Source organism: Bradyrhizobium sp. USDA 4541, from assembly GCF_024171085.1.
Lineage (GTDB): Bacteria > Pseudomonadota > Alphaproteobacteria > Rhizobiales > Xanthobacteraceae > Bradyrhizobium > Bradyrhizobium australafricanum.
On record NZ_JALJZF010000001.1, the window covers coordinates 5,342,354 to 5,355,526 of the forward strand.

The window sequence follows — 13,173 nt, forward strand, 5'->3', positions numbered from 1 at the left end:
AGCGAGTGGGTCACTCCATTCGCTATTCGCTACTCGCCACTCACTAAAGAAAGAATACGGCAATGAACGGCCAAAATATTCGCATCCGTCTCAAGGCGTTCGACCATCGAATCCTCGATACGTCGACCCGCGAGATCGTGAACACGGCGAAGCGCACCGGTGCGCAGGTTCGCGGACCGATTCCGCTGCCGACCCGCATCGAGAAGTTCACCGTCAACCGTTCGCCGCACGTTGACAAGAAGAGCCGCGAGCAATTCGAGATGCGCACCCACAAGCGCCTCCTCGACATTGTCGACCCGACCCCGCAGACCGTCGATGCGCTGATGAAGCTCGACCTGGCCGCCGGTGTCGACGTCGAGATCAAGCTCTAAGGTTTTGGATTTTTACGTCCGCCGCTTGCGGACAGAAAGACAGGAAGCACGCCGATGCGCTCCGGAGTGATCGCACAAAAGGTCGGGATGACGCGGGTCTTTACGGAGACCGGCGAGCATATCCCTGTGACCGTGCTGAAGTTGGGCAACTGCCAGGTGCTGGGCCACCGCACGACCGAGAAGAACGGCTATGTCGCTCTTCAGCTCGGCTCGGGCGCCCGCAAGACCGTGTACATGCCCAAGGCCGAACGTGGCCAGTTCGCGGTCTCCAAGGTCGAGCCGAAGCGCAAGGTCGCCGAGTTCCGCGTGTCCGAGGACGCGCTGATCCCGGTCGGCGCGGAAATCCAGGCGGACCATTTCGTGGTCGGCCAGTTCGTCGACGTGACCGGTACCTCGATCGGTAAGGGCTTCGCCGGCGGCATGAAGCGCTGGAATTTCGGCGGTCTGCGCGCCACCCACGGTGTGTCGATCTCGCACCGTTCGATCGGTTCGACCGGTGGCCGTCAGGACCCCGGCAAGACCTTCAAGAACAAGAAGATGCCCGGTCACATGGGCGTCGACCGCATCACCACGCTCAATCTGCGCGTGGTTTCGACCGACGTCGAGCGCGGCCTGATCCTCGTCGAAGGCGCCGTTCCCGGCTCCAAGGGCGGCTGGATCTCGGTGCGCGACGCGGTCAAGAAGCCGCTGCCGAAGGACGCCCCGAAGCCCGGCAAGTTCAAGGTTGCAGGTGGCGAAGCTGCCGAGGCTGTGGCCGAGAAGGAGGGCGTGTGAGATGGAATTGAAAGTCACGACCCTTGAAGGCAAGGACGCCGGATCCGTCGAGCTCTCGGACGCGATCTTCGGTCTCGAGCCGCGCGCCGACATCATCCAGCGCTGCGTGCAGTGGCAGCTGAACAAGCGTCAGGCCGGCACCCACAAGGCCAAGGGCCGCGCCGAGATCTGGCGCACCGGCAAGAAGATGTACAAGCAGAAGGGCACCGGCGGCGCCCGTCACGGCTCGGCCCGCGTGCCGCAGTTCCGCGGCGGTGGCCGTGCGTTCGGTCCGGTCGTTCGCTCCCATGCGACCGACCTTCCGAAGAAGGTGCGCGCGCTCGCGCTCAAGCATGCGCTCTCGGCCAAGGCCAAGGACGGCGGGCTGATCGTGATCGACAATGCGCAGCTCGAGGCCGCCAAGACCAAGGCGCTGCTCGGCCACTTCTCCGGCCTCGGACTGACCAACGCGCTGATCATCGACGGCGCCGAGCTGAACGCCGGTTTCGCGACCGCGGCCCGGAACATTCCGAACATCGACGTGCTGCCGATCCAGGGCATCAACGTCTACGACATTCTCCGCCGCCAGAAGCTGGTGCTGACCAAGGCTGCGGTTGATGCGCTGGAGGCGCGCTTCAAATGAAGAACATCGATCCGCGCCACTACGACGTCATCATCTCTCCCGTCGTGACGGAAAAGGCGACGCTCGCCTCCGAGCACAACAAGGTGATGTTCAAGGTCGCAGGCAAGGCGACCAAGCCGCAGATCAAGGAAGCGGTCGAGAAGCTGTTCGACGTCAAGGTGAAGAGCGTCAACACTCTCGTTCGCAAGGGCAAGACCAAGGTGTTCCGCGGCAATCTCGGCTCGCAGTCGGACACCAAGCGCGCGATCGTGACCCTGGAAGAGGGCCACCGCATCGACGTGACTACCGGACTATAAGGCGCAACGACGATGGCATTGAAAACCTACAATCCCACGACGCCGGGCCAGCGCCAGCTGGTCATGGTCGATCGTTCGGCGCTCTACAAGGGCAAGCCGGTGAAGACCCTGACCGAGGGCAAGCTCGGCAACGGCGGTCGCAACAACACCGGTCGCATCACCGTGCGTTTCCGCGGCGGCGGCCACAAGAAGGCCTACCGCACCGTCGACTTCCGCCGCGACAAGGTGGACATGCCGGCGGTCGTGGAGCGGCTCGAGTATGATCCGAACCGCACCGCGTTCATCGCGCTGATCAAGTATCAGGACGGTGAGCTGGCCTACATCCTGGCGCCGCAGCGCCTGGCGGCAGGCGACACCGTCGTCGCCGGCAACTATGTCGACGTCAAGCCGGGCAACGTCATGCCGCTCGGCAACATGCCGGTCGGCACGATCGTGCACAACATCGAGCTGAAGATCGGCAAGGGCGGTCAGCTGGCGCGCTCCGCCGGCACCTACGCCCAGATCGTCGGCCGCGACCAGGACTACGTGATCGTCCGCCTGAACTCGGGCGAGCAGCGTCTGGTGCACGGCCGTTGCCGCGGCACGATCGGCGCGGTCTCCAACCCCGATCACATGAACATCTCGATCGGCAAGGCCGGTCGTACCCGCTGGCTCGGCTGGCGTCCGCACAACCGCGGCGTCGTCATGAACCCGATCGATCACCCGCACGGCGGTGGTGAAGGTCGTACCTCGGGCGGTCGCCACCCGGTTACTCCGTGGGGCAAGCCGACCAAGGGCAAGAAGACCCGCACCAACAAGTCGACCAACAAATTCATTCTCCTCAGCCGCCACAAGCGGAAGAAGTAAGGAACGCCGGACATGGTTCGTTCAGTCTGGAAAGGCCCGTTCGTCGAGGGTTCTCTGCTCAAGAAGGCAGATGCCGCGCGCTCGTCCGGCCGTCACGACGTCATCAAGATCTGGAGCCGCCGCTCGACCATCCTGCCGCAGTTCGTCGGCCTGACGTTCGGCGTCTATAACGGCCACAAGCACGTGCCGGTGGCAATCAACGAGGAAATGGTGGGTCACAAGTTCGGCGAGTTCTCGCCGACTCGGACCTTCCACGGCCATTCGGGCGACAAGAAAGCCAAGAAGGCTTGAGGATTAACCGATGAGCAAACCAAAGCGCGAACGTAGCCTCGCGGACAATGAGGCCAAGGCCGTCGCCCGCATGCTGCGCGTCAGCCCGCAGAAGCTCAACCTGGTGGCGCAGCTGATCCGCGGCCGCAAGGCGTCCGCTGCGCTCGCCGACCTGCAGTTCTCGCGCAAGCGGATCGCGGTCGATGTCAAGAAGTGCCTGGAATCGGCGATCGCGAACGCCGAGAACAACCATGACCTCGAGGTTGACGATCTGGTCGTCGCCGAGGCGCATGTCGGCAATGGCATCGTGATGAAGCGTTTTGCTCCGCGCGGCCGTGGCCGTTCGGGCCGTGTGTTCAAACCGTTCTCGCACCTGACCATCGTGGTTCGTCAGGTCGAGGCCGAGGCAAGCGCCTAAGAAGGGCGCAGGAGAAGACGATGGGTCAAAAGATCAATCCAATCGGGCTGCGTCTCGGCATCAACCGGACCTGGGACTCCCGTTGGTTCGCCGGCAAGCAGGAATACGGCAAGCTGCTGCACGAGGACGTCAAGATCCGCGAGATCCTGCACAAGGAGCTCAAGCAGGCGGCCGTCGCCCGCATCGTGATCGAGCGTCCGCACAAGAAGTGCCGCGTGACGATCCATTCGGCCCGTCCGGGCGTCGTGATCGGCAAGAAGGGCGCCGACATCGACAAGCTGCGCAAGAAGGTTGCCGACATCACCTCGTCGGACGTCGTGATCAACATCGTCGAAATCCGCAAGCCTGAGCTCGACGCGACCCTGGTCGCTGAATCGATCGCCCAGCAGCTCGAGCGCCGCGTCGCGTTCCGCCGCGCCATGAAGCGCGCCGTGCAGTCGGCGATGCGTCTCGGTGCCGGTGGCATCCGCATCAACTGCTCGGGCCGTCTCGGCGGCGCCGAAATCGCGCGCATGGAGTGGTACCGCGAAGGTCGCGTGCCGCTGCACACGCTGCGCGCCGACGTCGACTACGGCGTTGCCACTGCGTTCACGACCTTCGGCACCTGCGGCGTCAAGGTCTGGATCTTCAAGGGCGAGATCCTCGAGCACGATCCGATGGCCCAGGACAAGAAGATGGCCGAAGGCGACAGCACGCCGCGTTCGCGCCGCGACGCCGCTTGAGGCAAAGCAGGAATTTGAGGGCTTAAAGCCATGATGCAACCTAAGAAAACGAAGTTCCGGAAGGCGCATAAGGGCCGTATCCACGGCGTTGCGACCTCTGGCGCGACGTTGGCGTTCGGCCAGTTCGGCCTGAAGGCGATGGAGCCTGAGCGCGTCACCGCCCGTCAGATCGAAGCCGCCCGCCGCGCGCTGACCCGTCACATGAAGCGCGCCGGCCGCGTCTGGATCCGCGTGTTCCCGGACGTGCCGGTGTCGAAGAAGCCCGCCGAAGTCCGCATGGGCTCCGGCAAGGGTGCCCCGGAATTGTGGGTGGTCCGGATCAAGCCGGGCCGCGTGATGTTCGAGATCGACGGCGTGCCGGTGCAGACCGCGAAGGAAGCGCTGTCGCTCGCCGCCGCCAAGCTGCCGATCAAGACGCGCTTCGTTGCGCGCATTGCGGAGTAATCGCCATGGCCGAGATGAAAGTTGAAGACATTCGCGCGATGAGCGACGACCAGCGGGAAGACGCGATCCTGAATTTGAAGAAGGAACGCTTCAACCTGCGTTTCCAGCGCGCCACCGGGCAGCTGGAGAACACCTCGCGGATGCGGGAAGCCCGCCGCGATATCGCTCGTATCAAGACCATCGCTGCCCAGCAGCGCGCGAAGAAGAAGTAAGGGGCCAGCTATGCCGAAACGTACTCTGCAGGGCGTGGTCGTCAGCGACAAGCAAGCCAAGACCATCGTGGTGCGCGTCGATCGCCGCTTCACCCACCCGATCTACAAGAAGACGATCCGCCGTTCCAAGAACTACCACGCGCACGACGAGAACAACCAGTTCAAGCCGGGCGACATGGTCTGGATCGAGGAATCGAAGCCGATCTCGAAGCTGAAGCGCTGGACCGTGGTCCGGGGCGAACACAAGAAAACGGCCTGATTACTTCGGCCTGGCCGAGGGAATTCAGGGAAATTTTGAGCGCGCTAAAGCGCAGAAAGAGGACGAGGTGCATCAATGATTCAGATGCAGACCAACCTCGACGTGGCCGATAATTCAGGCGCACGCCGTGTCATGTGCATCAAGGTTCTTGGAGGTTCCAAGCGCCGCTATGCCACCGTGGGCGACGTTATCGTTGTGTCGATCAAGGAAGCCATTCCGCGTGGCAAGGTGAAGAAGGGCGACGTGATGAAGGCCGTCGTGGTCCGGGTCCGCAAGGACATCCGCCGCGCCGACGGTTCGGTCATCCGCTTCGACCGCAACGCCGCCGTGCTGATCAACAATCAGTCCGAGCCGGTCGGCACCCGTATCTTCGGGCCGGTGCCGCGCGAGCTGCGCGCCAAGAACCACATGAAGATCATTTCGCTCGCGCCGGAGGTGCTGTGATGGCTGCCAAGATCCGCAAGGGCGACAAGGTGATGGTGCTCACCGGCCGCGACAAGGGTCGCACCGGCGAGGTGTTCGAGGTGCGTCCGGACGAGAACAAGGCTCTCGTTCGCGGCATCAACATGGTGAAGCGTCACCAGAAGCAGACCCAGACCCAGGAAGGCGGCATCATCTCCAAGGAGATGCCGATCGACCTTTCGAACATTGCGTATGTCGGCAAGGACGGAAAGCCGACCCGCATCGGGTTCAAGATTCAGGCCGATGGCAAGAAGGTTCGTGTTGCCAAGAGCTCGGGAGCAGAGATCGATGGCTGATACAGCTTACACGCCGCGTCTGCGCGCGGAGTATGACAAGAAGATCCGCGGCATGATGACCGAGAAGTTCGGTTATGCCAACGTGATGCAGGTGCCGCGCCTCGACAAGGTCGTGCTCAACATGGGCGTGGGCGACTCCGTCAACGATCGCAAGAAGGCCGAGACCGCCGCCGCCGAGCTGACCCAGATCGCCGGCCAGAAGGCGATCGTGACCTATTCGCGGATCGCGATCGCGACCTTCAAGCTGCGTGAGAACCAGCCGATCGGCTGCAAGGTCACGCTGCGCAAGACCCATATGTACGAGTTCATCGACCGCCTGGTGAACGTGGCGCTGCCCCGCGTCCGCGACTTCCGCGGCCTGAACCCGAAGAGCTTCGACGGCCGTGGCAACTATTCGCTCGGCATCAAGGAGCACATCATTTTCCCCGAGATCGACTTCGACAAGGTCTCGGAAGCGCGTGGCATGGACATCACGGTCTGCACCACCGCCAAGACCGACGACGAGGCGCGTGCCTTGTTGACCGCTTTCAATTTCCCGTTCCGGCAGTGAGTAGCTGAGCCAAAGCCACTCAAACGCGGATACCCAGGAGCCAAGCATGGCAAAGAAGAGTTCAGTCGAGAAGAACAACCGGCGCAAGCGGATGGCGAAGAACGCCGGCCCGCGCCGCGAGAAGCTGAAGGCGATCATCGCCGACAAGACCAAGCCGATGGAAGAGCGCTTCGCGGCGACGCTGAAGCTCGCCGAGATGCCGCGCAACTCGTCGCCGACGCGCATCCGCAACCGTTGCGAGCTGACCGGGCGTCCGCGCTCGAACTATCGCAAGAACAAGCTCTCGCGCATCGCGCTGCGTGAACTCGGCTCCAAGGGCCTGGTTCCCGGCCTCGTGAAGTCGAGCTGGTAAGGGAGGGTCGGAACAATGTCTACGCACGATCCGATCAGCGATCTCATCACCCGCATCCGCAACGCGCAGATGCGCTCCAAGTCCAAGGTCTCGAGCCCCGGCTCGAAGATGCGCGCCAACGTGCTCGAGGTGCTGAAGTCCGAGGGTTACATCCGCGGCTACGCCAGCGTCGAGCATGCCTCGGGCCGCAGCGAGCTCGAGATCGAGCTGAAGTATTTCGACGGCGAGCCCGTCATCCGCGAGATCGAGCGGGTGTCGAAGCCGGGCCGCCGCGTTTACGCCTCGGTGAAGAACCTGCCGCGCGTGAACAACGGTCTCGGCATTTCGGTGTTGTCGACGCCGAAGGGAATCATGGCTGACCACCAGGCGCGCGACGCCAACGTGGGCGGCGAAGTTCTCTTCACGGTGTTCTGAGGAAGGATTTTACGATGTCACGTATCGGCAAAAGGCCGGTGGCGATCCCGTCGGGTGTGACGGCAAGCGTCGAGGGCCAGACCGTGAAGGTGAAGGGGCCGAAGGGCCAGCTTCAGTTCGTCGTGCATGACGACGTCGAGGTGAAGTTCGAGAACGGCCAGGTCAAGGTCGCTCCGCGGGTCAAGACCAACCGCGCGCAGGCGATGTACGGCACCGCGCGCGCGCAGGTCGCCAACCTCGTCGAGGGCGTCACCAAGGGCTTCGAGAAGAAGCTCGAGATCACCGGCGTCGGCTACCGCGCCGCGATGCAGGGCAAGAACCTGCAGCTCGCGCTCGGCTACAGCCACGACGTGGTGTACGCGATCCCGGAAGGCATCACCATCGCGGTGCCGAAGCCGACCGAGATCACGATCACCGGCAACGATCCGCAGCGCGTCGGCCAGGTCGCCGCCGAGATCCGCGCCTACCGTCCGCCGGAGCCCTACAAGGGCAAGGGCGTGAAGTACGCCAACGAATTCATCTTCCGCAAGGAAGGCAAGAAGAAGTAACGGAGCCGGTCATGTCACTCAAGGTTACGAATGCCCGGCGCAAGCAGCGCGTGCGCCTTGCGCTTCGCCGCTCGGCAGGCGGCCGTCCGCGGCTGTCGGTGTTCCGCTCGTCCAAGCACATCTACGCCCAGGTCATCGACGACCAGAAGGGCGAGACGCTCGCCTCCGCCTCGTCGCTGGAGAAGACCATGCGCGACGCCGGCAAGACCGGCGCCGACATCGATGCGGCGAAGGCGGTCGGCAAGTTGCTCGCCGAGCGCGCGGCGCAGAAGGGTGTCAAGGAAGTCGTGTTCGATCGCGGCGCCTACATCTATCACGGGCGCGTCAAGGCGCTCGCGGATGCGGCGCGCGAAGGCGGATTGAGCTTCTAAACTTTACGAACGATGACGAGGAAAGAGGCGCAAGGCCTCCTAGAGATTGGAAAACACCATGGCAGGTGAACGCGAACGCGGCGGACGCGAACGGAGCAGGGAGCGCGAGGAGCGCGACAGCGAGTTCGTCGACAAGCTCGTCCACATCAATCGCGTGGCGAAAGTCGTCAAGGGCGGCAAGCGTTTCGGCTTTGCGGCGCTGGTCGTGATCGGCGACCAGAAGGGCCGGGTCGGGTTCGGCCACGGCAAGGCGCGCGAAGTTCCGGAAGCGATCCGCAAGGCGACCGAATCGGCGAAGCGCAACCTGACGCGCGTCGCGCTTCGCGAAGGCCGCACGCTGCATCACGACATCGCCGGCCGCCACGGCGCCGGCCGCGTCTACCTGCGTGCCGCTCCGGCCGGTACCGGCATCATCGCCGGCGGCCCGATGCGCGCGGTGTTCGAGACGCTCGGCATCCAGGACGTGGTGGCGAAGTCGATCGGCTCGTCGAATCCCTACAACATGGTTCGCGCGACGTTCGACGCGCTGAAGCATCAGGATTCGCCGCGCTCGGTGGCGGCACGCCGCAACATCAAGGTCTCCACCCTGCAGTCGCGCCGCGTCGGCGGCGACGCCGAAGTGGTGGCGGAATAACAACGCGCGCTTCTCGAAGCGCTATTCGGAGTTACTGTCATGGCCAAGGCCAGCAAGACCATCAAGGTCGAGCAGATCGGCAGCGCAATCCGCCGCCATCACTCGCAGCGTTCGACGCTGATCGGCCTCAAGCTCAACAAGATCGGCCGGGTTGCCGAGCTGCAGGATACCCCTGAAGTTCGCGGCATGATCAGCAAGGTTCAGCATCTCGTCCGCGTCGTCGGCGAGTAAGCAGAGATAAGGAGAAGGGCGATGAAGCTCAGCGATATCGCCGACAACGCCGGCTCGCGCAAGAAGCGCATGCGTGTCGGCCGTGGCATCGGTTCCGGCAAGGGCAAGACCTCGGGCCGCGGCGGCAAGGGCCAGACCGCGCGTTCGGGCGTCCGCATCAAGGGTTTCGAAGGCGGCCAGATGCCGATGCATCGCCGTCTGCCGAAGCGCGGCTTCAACAACATCTTCCGGCTCGACTTCGCCGAGATCAATCTCGACCGTCTGCAGGAAGCGATCGACAACAAGCTGGTCGATGCGAGCGCGACGGTGAACGCCGAATCGCTGGTCAAGGCCGGCGTGCTGCGCCGCGCCAAGGACGGCCTGCGGCTGCTCGGCCGCGGCGAGATCAAGACCAAGCTGACCATCGAGGTGCACGGCGCTTCCAAGTCGGCCATTGCCGCGGTCGAGAAGGCCGGCGGCTCGGTCAAGATCCTGGCCCCCGCCAAGGAAGAAGGCGAGGCGGCGTAACATCTGCGTCATTGCCCGCGACGCGCGGGCAATCCGCAGATCGAATGATGGACTTATCGAGGCCGAGCACCAGATAATGTCCGGTGTCTGCCGGCGCCCAGGGAATTGGTCTCTTTGGGGCGCCGGCGAATGGGGCTCCGGGAGAAAGCCGAAACATGGTCTCAGCAGCCGAACAACTTGCCGCCAACCTCAATTTCGGACAGCTGGCGAAAGCCGACGAGCTGAAGAAGCGCATCTGGTTCACCCTGGGTGCGCTGCTTGTTTATCGGCTCGGCACCTACATCCCGCTGCCCGGCATCGATCCCAACATCTGGGAGCAGGTGTTCCGCAGCCAGTCCGGCGGCATCCTCGGCATGTTCAACATGTTCGCCGGCGGCGGCATCCACCGCATGGCGATCTTCGCGCTGAATATCATGCCGTACATCTCGGCATCGATCATCGTGCAGCTGCTGACCACCGTGTCGCCGCAGCTCGAGGCGCTCAAGAAGGAAGGCGAGGCGGGCCGCAAGACGCTGAACCAGTACACCCGCTATCTGACGGTGATCTTGGCGCTGTTCCAGTCCTACGGCATCGCGATCGGCCTCGAAGGTGCCGGCAATGTCGTCAGCGACCCCGGCATGTTCTTCCGGATCTCGACCGCGATCACGCTGACCGGCGGCACCATGTTCCTGATGTGGCTCGGCGAGCAGATCACCTCGCGCGGCATCGGCAACGGTATCTCGCTGATCATCCTGGCCGGCATCGTCGCCGAGCTGCCGTCGGCGCTCGCCAACATGCTGGAACTGGGCCGCCAGGGTGCGATGTCGACCGGGCTGATCCTGATCGTCATCGTGATGGCGGTCGCCGTGATCGCCTTCATCGTGTTCATGGAGCGCGCGCAGCGCCGGCTTTTGATCCAGTACCCGAAGCGCCAGGTCGGCAACAAGATGTTCGAGGGCCAGTCCTCGCATCTGCCGCTCAAGCTCAACACCTCGGGCGTGATTCCGCCGATCTTCGCCTCGTCGCTGCTACTGCTGCCGACCACGGTGGCGAACTTCAACGCCGGCAAGGGGCCGGAATGGTTCCAGTGGATCACGACCCAGCTCAGCCACGGCCGGCCGCTGTTCCTGTTCATGTATCTCGCGCTGATCGTGTTCTTCGCGTTCTTCTACACCGCGATCGTGTTCAATCCGACCGAGACCGCGGACAATCTGAAGAAGCATGGCGGCTTCATCCCGGGCATCCGGCCCGGCGAGCGCACCGCCGAGTACATCGACTATGTGCTGTCGCGCATCACGGTGCTCGGCGCGGTCTATCTCGCGATCGTCTGCCTGATTCCTGAAATTCTGATTTCCTACGCATCGGTCCCGTTCTACTTTGGCGGCACCTCGCTGTTGATCGTCGTCAGCGTGACGATGGATACGGTGTCGCAGGTGCAGGGCTATCTGCTCGCTCATCAGTATGAGGGGTTGATCAGGAAGTCGAAGCTCAGGGGAGGCCGCCGCCGCTGATCGCGGCTCGGCTTCGAACTCAAAACACAGGTGTGCGAACGTCGCCCACCTAGCCGGGGGGCGAAACAGATATGAGATTGATCCTTTTGGGGCCGCCGGGCTCGGGCAAGGGAACCCAGGCGCAGCGGCTGGTGCACAAGCACGGCATCGTCCAGCTCTCGACCGGTGAGATGCTGCGCGCTGCGGTGGCCGCGGGCACGCCGGTCGGCCTACAGGCCAAGGAGATCATGGCCAATGGCGGCCTGGTTCCAGACGAGGTCGTGGTGGGAATCATCGCCGACCGGATCGAGGAGCCCGATGCCAAGAAGGGGTTCATTCTCGACGGCTTCCCGCGCACTGTGCCGCAGGCCGAGGCGCTCGACGATCTGCTCCGGAAAAAGCACCTCAAGCTCGACGCGGTGGTTGAGCTCCGCGTCAACGAGAGCGCGCTGCTCGCCCGCGTTGAGAAGCGTGCCGAGGAAACCCGCGCGCGCGGCGAGGAAGTCCGCCTCGACGACACGCCGGAAGTGCTGACCAAGCGCCTGGCGCAGTACCGTTCGCTGACGGAGCCGCTGATTCACTATTATTCGGAGCGGCGGAAGCTCCTGACGGTCGATGGCATGATGACCATCGAGCACGTCACGCGCGAGATCAACCGGATCCTGACCGCACTCGGCGCGCTGGAACCGAAGGATCACGAGGATCACGCCCCGAAGGCGGGTAAAAAGGCCGCCAAGGCGGCCATGAAGGCCAGCAAGAAGCCGGCCCGGAAGGCAGCTAAACCAGCCCAAAAGGCCGCCAAATCGGCCCGGAAGGCTGCCAAGGCGCCCTCCAAGGCCAAAGCGGCCAAGAAAACCGTGAAGAAAGCCGCGAAGAAGGCGGTAAAGAAGGCCGCCCGCGCCGCGAAAGCCCGCAAGGGAGCAAAGACCGCCAAAAAGGTGGCAAAAAAGCTCACGAAAAAGCGAGCTAAACGCTAGGAGCGGTTGACGAAACCGACATGAATCCTTTAATAAGCCCCGCATCCAAGTTGGATAGTTTGATGACGATGCCGGGCCCCGAAGGACATGAGGGGAGGGCGTCGTGTTCGCGTTTGTGGACACAAGCCCGAGAGAGCAAGCACTTGAGAAGCCCGTATCCGTGATGGATCGGCGACAGGAGAGAAGTCCGTGGCCCGTATTGCCGGCGTCAACATTCCCACCAACAAGCGCGTCCTGATCGCGCTTCAGTACATCCATGGCATCGGCCAGAAGAACGCGGCCGACATCATCGAGAAGGTCAAGATCCCGCTGGACCGTCGCGTCAACCAGTTGACCGACCAGGAAGTCCTGCAGATCCGCGAAGTGATCGACCGCGACTACCTGGTCGAGGGCGACCTCCGTCGCGAGGTCGGCATCAACATCAAGCGGCTGATGGACCTCGGCTGCTACCGCGGCCTGCGTCATCGCCGCGGTCTGCCGGTGCGCGGCCAGCGCACCCACACCAATGCGCGCACGCGCAAGGGGCCGGCCAAGGCGATCGCCGGCAAGAAGAAATAAGTTTTGCGAATTGCTAGTGAGGAGTAGCGAATGGAAATTCGCTACTCGCCATTTGCGTTTTGAGGTGTAGCCGCTGGCACTACGGCGGCGTCGAGATCACAGGAAAGGTTTGAAATGGGCAAGGAAGCCACCCGCGTACGCCGCCGCGAACGCAAGAACATCGCCTCCGGCATCGCGCACGTGAATTCGTCGTTCAACAACACGACCATCACCATCACCGACGCGCAGGGCAACACCATTGCCTGGTCGTCGGCCGGCACCATGGGCTTCAAGGGCTCGCGCAAGTCGACCCCCTATGCCGCGCAGGTCGCGGCCGAAGACGTCTCCAAGAAGGCGCAGGAACACGGCATGCGCACGCTGGAGGTTGAAGTGGCCGGCCCGGGTTCGGGCCGTGAGTCGGCGCTCCGTGCGCTGCAGGCTGCGGGCTTCACCGTCACCTCGATCCGCGACGTGACCACCATCCCGCACAATGGCTGCCGTCCGCGCAAGCGTCGGCGCGTTTGATCTGTAAGTCGTGGGCGGCCTCTGGCCGCCCTGCGATGGTTTTTGGAATTGACCGCGCGGACTGAT

Annotated in this window: 25 protein-coding genes; all 25 read left to right on the forward strand. The window is 63.5% G+C overall.

From position 1 onward, the window contains the following. Nucleotides 1-62: 62 nt before the first annotated feature. The 25 genes from rpsJ to rpsK all read left to right on the forward strand — a co-directional run bounded on the left by rpsJ (nt 63) and on the right by rpsK (nt 13,107). Nucleotides 63-371 (forward strand): 30S ribosomal protein S10, encoded by a 309-nt coding sequence (rpsJ, locus tag J2R80_RS25200; RefSeq protein ID WP_002712302.1) that lies wholly within the window; start codon nt 63-65, stop codon nt 369-371. Between the two features lie 54 nt (nt 372-425). Continuing rightward, a complete protein-coding gene (gene rplC, locus J2R80_RS25205; protein WP_057019547.1) occupies nt 426-1,145 on the forward strand; it encodes a 50S ribosomal protein L3 in 720 nt (239 codons plus the stop codon). Between the two features lies 1 nt (nt 1,146). Further along, nucleotides 1,147-1,767 carry a 50S ribosomal protein L4 gene (gene rplD / locus J2R80_RS25210; RefSeq protein WP_016843745.1) on the forward strand — a complete coding sequence of 207 codons (621 nt, stop codon included), beginning with the start codon at nt 1,147-1,149 and terminating at the stop codon, nt 1,765-1,767. Next, the gene (locus tag J2R80_RS25215; protein ID WP_028339313.1) at nt 1,764-2,063 is read left to right on the forward strand and encodes a 50S ribosomal protein L23; all 300 of its coding nucleotides are present in this window, start codon (nt 1,764-1,766) and stop codon (nt 2,061-2,063) included. Before rplD ends, J2R80_RS25215 begins: the two co-directional genes overlap by 4 nt. 12 nt (nt 2,064-2,075) lie before the next feature. After that, on the forward strand, nt 2,076-2,909 hold the full coding sequence (rplB, locus tag J2R80_RS25220) for a 50S ribosomal protein L2 (protein ID WP_021081655.1): 834 nt from the start codon (nt 2,076-2,078) through the stop codon (nt 2,907-2,909). Between the two features lie 12 nt (nt 2,910-2,921). Further along, nucleotides 2,922-3,200, forward strand: a complete 279-nt coding sequence (gene rpsS / locus J2R80_RS25225) for a 30S ribosomal protein S19 (protein ID WP_028335459.1) — start codon at nt 2,922-2,924, stop codon at nt 3,198-3,200. Between the two features lie 10 nt (nt 3,201-3,210). Beyond that, complete coding sequence (rplV, locus tag J2R80_RS25230; RefSeq protein WP_016843750.1) at nt 3,211-3,597, forward strand: 50S ribosomal protein L22; 387 nt, start codon at nt 3,211-3,213, stop codon at nt 3,595-3,597. 20 nt (nt 3,598-3,617) lie between these two features. Continuing rightward, the gene (gene rpsC, locus J2R80_RS25235) at nt 3,618-4,319 is read left to right on the forward strand and encodes a 30S ribosomal protein S3 (RefSeq protein WP_016843751.1); all 702 of its coding nucleotides are present in this window, start codon (nt 3,618-3,620) and stop codon (nt 4,317-4,319) included. A gap of 30 nt (nt 4,320-4,349) precedes the next feature. After that, nucleotides 4,350-4,763, forward strand: a complete 414-nt coding sequence (gene rplP, locus J2R80_RS25240) for a 50S ribosomal protein L16 (protein ID WP_016843752.1) — start codon at nt 4,350-4,352, stop codon at nt 4,761-4,763. 5 nt (nt 4,764-4,768) lie between these two features. After that, a complete protein-coding gene (rpmC, locus tag J2R80_RS25245) occupies nt 4,769-4,975 on the forward strand; it encodes a 50S ribosomal protein L29 (protein ID WP_016843753.1) in 207 nt (68 codons plus the stop codon). Nucleotides 4,976-4,985: 10 nt separating this feature from the next. Then, on the forward strand, nt 4,986-5,234 hold the full coding sequence (gene rpsQ, locus J2R80_RS25250; protein ID WP_016843754.1) for a 30S ribosomal protein S17: 249 nt from the start codon (nt 4,986-4,988) through the stop codon (nt 5,232-5,234). A 75-nt stretch (nt 5,235-5,309) separates the two neighbouring features. Continuing rightward, nucleotides 5,310-5,678 (forward strand): 50S ribosomal protein L14, encoded by a 369-nt coding sequence (rplN, locus tag J2R80_RS25255; RefSeq protein ID WP_011473865.1) that lies wholly within the window; start codon nt 5,310-5,312, stop codon nt 5,676-5,678. Next, complete coding sequence (rplX, locus tag J2R80_RS25260) at nt 5,678-5,992, forward strand: 50S ribosomal protein L24 (RefSeq protein WP_016843755.1); 315 nt, start codon at nt 5,678-5,680, stop codon at nt 5,990-5,992. The genes rplN and rplX overlap by 1 nt, the downstream gene beginning before the upstream one ends. Further along, entirely contained in the window at nt 5,985-6,542 is a 558-nt protein-coding gene (gene rplE, locus J2R80_RS25265; protein WP_016843756.1) for a 50S ribosomal protein L5, read from the forward strand. The genes rplX and rplE overlap by 8 nt, the downstream gene beginning before the upstream one ends. A gap of 46 nt (nt 6,543-6,588) precedes the next feature. Next, nucleotides 6,589-6,894: a 30S ribosomal protein S14 gene (rpsN, locus tag J2R80_RS25270; protein WP_016843757.1), complete on the forward strand. Its 306-nt coding sequence runs from the start codon at nt 6,589-6,591 to the stop codon at nt 6,892-6,894. 15 nt (nt 6,895-6,909) lie between these two features. Further along, a complete protein-coding gene (gene rpsH / locus J2R80_RS25275; protein WP_018272133.1) occupies nt 6,910-7,308 on the forward strand; it encodes a 30S ribosomal protein S8 in 399 nt (132 codons plus the stop codon). A gap of 14 nt (nt 7,309-7,322) precedes the next feature. Further along, nucleotides 7,323-7,856 carry a 50S ribosomal protein L6 gene (gene rplF / locus J2R80_RS25280; RefSeq protein ID WP_092114986.1) on the forward strand — a complete coding sequence of 178 codons (534 nt, stop codon included), beginning with the start codon at nt 7,323-7,325 and terminating at the stop codon, nt 7,854-7,856. 11 nt (nt 7,857-7,867) lie between these two features. Then, nucleotides 7,868-8,227: a 50S ribosomal protein L18 gene (gene rplR / locus J2R80_RS25285; protein WP_016843760.1), complete on the forward strand. Its 360-nt coding sequence runs from the start codon at nt 7,868-7,870 to the stop codon at nt 8,225-8,227. A gap of 58 nt (nt 8,228-8,285) precedes the next feature. Further along, nucleotides 8,286-8,861 carry a 30S ribosomal protein S5 gene (gene rpsE, locus J2R80_RS25290; protein WP_016843761.1) on the forward strand — a complete coding sequence of 192 codons (576 nt, stop codon included), beginning with the start codon at nt 8,286-8,288 and terminating at the stop codon, nt 8,859-8,861. Nucleotides 8,862-8,900: 39 nt separating this feature from the next. Further along, entirely contained in the window at nt 8,901-9,092 is a 192-nt protein-coding gene (rpmD, locus tag J2R80_RS25295) for a 50S ribosomal protein L30 (RefSeq protein ID WP_028335461.1), read from the forward strand. Nucleotides 9,093-9,113: 21 nt separating this feature from the next. Continuing rightward, on the forward strand, nt 9,114-9,599 hold the full coding sequence (gene rplO, locus J2R80_RS25300; protein WP_092082428.1) for a 50S ribosomal protein L15: 486 nt from the start codon (nt 9,114-9,116) through the stop codon (nt 9,597-9,599). A gap of 155 nt (nt 9,600-9,754) precedes the next feature. Beyond that, complete coding sequence (gene secY, locus J2R80_RS25305; RefSeq protein ID WP_016843764.1) at nt 9,755-11,089, forward strand: preprotein translocase subunit SecY; 1,335 nt, start codon at nt 9,755-9,757, stop codon at nt 11,087-11,089. Between the two features lie 71 nt (nt 11,090-11,160). Beyond that, on the forward strand, nt 11,161-12,045 hold the full coding sequence (locus J2R80_RS25310) for an adenylate kinase (RefSeq protein ID WP_253639631.1): 885 nt from the start codon (nt 11,161-11,163) through the stop codon (nt 12,043-12,045). A gap of 189 nt (nt 12,046-12,234) precedes the next feature. Continuing rightward, nucleotides 12,235-12,603: a 30S ribosomal protein S13 gene (rpsM, locus tag J2R80_RS25315; RefSeq protein ID WP_057019544.1), complete on the forward strand. Its 369-nt coding sequence runs from the start codon at nt 12,235-12,237 to the stop codon at nt 12,601-12,603. 114 nt (nt 12,604-12,717) lie between these two features. Continuing rightward, nucleotides 12,718-13,107, forward strand: a complete 390-nt coding sequence (rpsK, locus tag J2R80_RS25320) for a 30S ribosomal protein S11 (protein ID WP_006021048.1) — start codon at nt 12,718-12,720, stop codon at nt 13,105-13,107. The last annotated feature ends 66 nt before the right edge of the window (nt 13,108-13,173 follow it).

Bases quoted from the DNA above. Each gene is read 5' to 3' on its own strand.
- rpsH (WP_018272133.1), top strand. From the start codon at position 6,910: ATGTCTACGCACGATCCGATCAGCGATCTCATCACCCGCATCCGCAAC.
- rpsJ (WP_002712302.1), top strand. From the start codon at position 63: ATGAACGGCCAAAATATTCGCATCCGTCTCAAGGCGTTCGACCATCGA.
- rplF (WP_092114986.1), top strand. From the start codon at position 7,323: ATGTCACGTATCGGCAAAAGGCCGGTGGCGATCCCGTCGGGTGTGACG.
- rplV (WP_016843750.1), top strand. From the start codon at position 3,211: ATGAGCAAACCAAAGCGCGAACGTAGCCTCGCGGACAATGAGGCCAAG.
- rplN (WP_011473865.1), top strand. From the start codon at position 5,310: ATGATTCAGATGCAGACCAACCTCGACGTGGCCGATAATTCAGGCGCA.
- rplP (WP_016843752.1), top strand. From the start codon at position 4,350: ATGATGCAACCTAAGAAAACGAAGTTCCGGAAGGCGCATAAGGGCCGT.
- J2R80_RS25310 (WP_253639631.1), top strand. From the start codon at position 11,161: ATGAGATTGATCCTTTTGGGGCCGCCGGGCTCGGGCAAGGGAACCCAG.
- rplE (WP_016843756.1), top strand. From the start codon at position 5,985: ATGGCTGATACAGCTTACACGCCGCGTCTGCGCGCGGAGTATGACAAG.
- rplX (WP_016843755.1), top strand. From the start codon at position 5,678: ATGGCTGCCAAGATCCGCAAGGGCGACAAGGTGATGGTGCTCACCGGC.
- rpsE (WP_016843761.1), top strand. From the start codon at position 8,286: ATGGCAGGTGAACGCGAACGCGGCGGACGCGAACGGAGCAGGGAGCGC.
- rpmD (WP_028335461.1), top strand. From the start codon at position 8,901: ATGGCCAAGGCCAGCAAGACCATCAAGGTCGAGCAGATCGGCAGCGCA.
- rplO (WP_092082428.1), top strand. From the start codon at position 9,114: ATGAAGCTCAGCGATATCGCCGACAACGCCGGCTCGCGCAAGAAGCGC.
- rpsC (WP_016843751.1), top strand. From the start codon at position 3,618: ATGGGTCAAAAGATCAATCCAATCGGGCTGCGTCTCGGCATCAACCGG.
- rpsS (WP_028335459.1), top strand. From the start codon at position 2,922: ATGGTTCGTTCAGTCTGGAAAGGCCCGTTCGTCGAGGGTTCTCTGCTC.
- rpmC (WP_016843753.1), top strand. From the start codon at position 4,769: ATGGCCGAGATGAAAGTTGAAGACATTCGCGCGATGAGCGACGACCAG.
- rpsQ (WP_016843754.1), top strand. From the start codon at position 4,986: ATGCCGAAACGTACTCTGCAGGGCGTGGTCGTCAGCGACAAGCAAGCC.
- rpsN (WP_016843757.1), top strand. From the start codon at position 6,589: ATGGCAAAGAAGAGTTCAGTCGAGAAGAACAACCGGCGCAAGCGGATG.
- rplB (WP_021081655.1), top strand. From the start codon at position 2,076: ATGGCATTGAAAACCTACAATCCCACGACGCCGGGCCAGCGCCAGCTG.
- rplC (WP_057019547.1), top strand. From the start codon at position 426: ATGCGCTCCGGAGTGATCGCACAAAAGGTCGGGATGACGCGGGTCTTT.
- rpsK (WP_006021048.1), top strand. From the start codon at position 12,718: ATGGGCAAGGAAGCCACCCGCGTACGCCGCCGCGAACGCAAGAACATC.
- rplD (WP_016843745.1), top strand. From the start codon at position 1,147: ATGGAATTGAAAGTCACGACCCTTGAAGGCAAGGACGCCGGATCCGTC.
- secY (WP_016843764.1), top strand. From the start codon at position 9,755: ATGGTCTCAGCAGCCGAACAACTTGCCGCCAACCTCAATTTCGGACAG.
- J2R80_RS25215 (WP_028339313.1), top strand. From the start codon at position 1,764: ATGAAGAACATCGATCCGCGCCACTACGACGTCATCATCTCTCCCGTC.
- rplR (WP_016843760.1), top strand. From the start codon at position 7,868: ATGTCACTCAAGGTTACGAATGCCCGGCGCAAGCAGCGCGTGCGCCTT.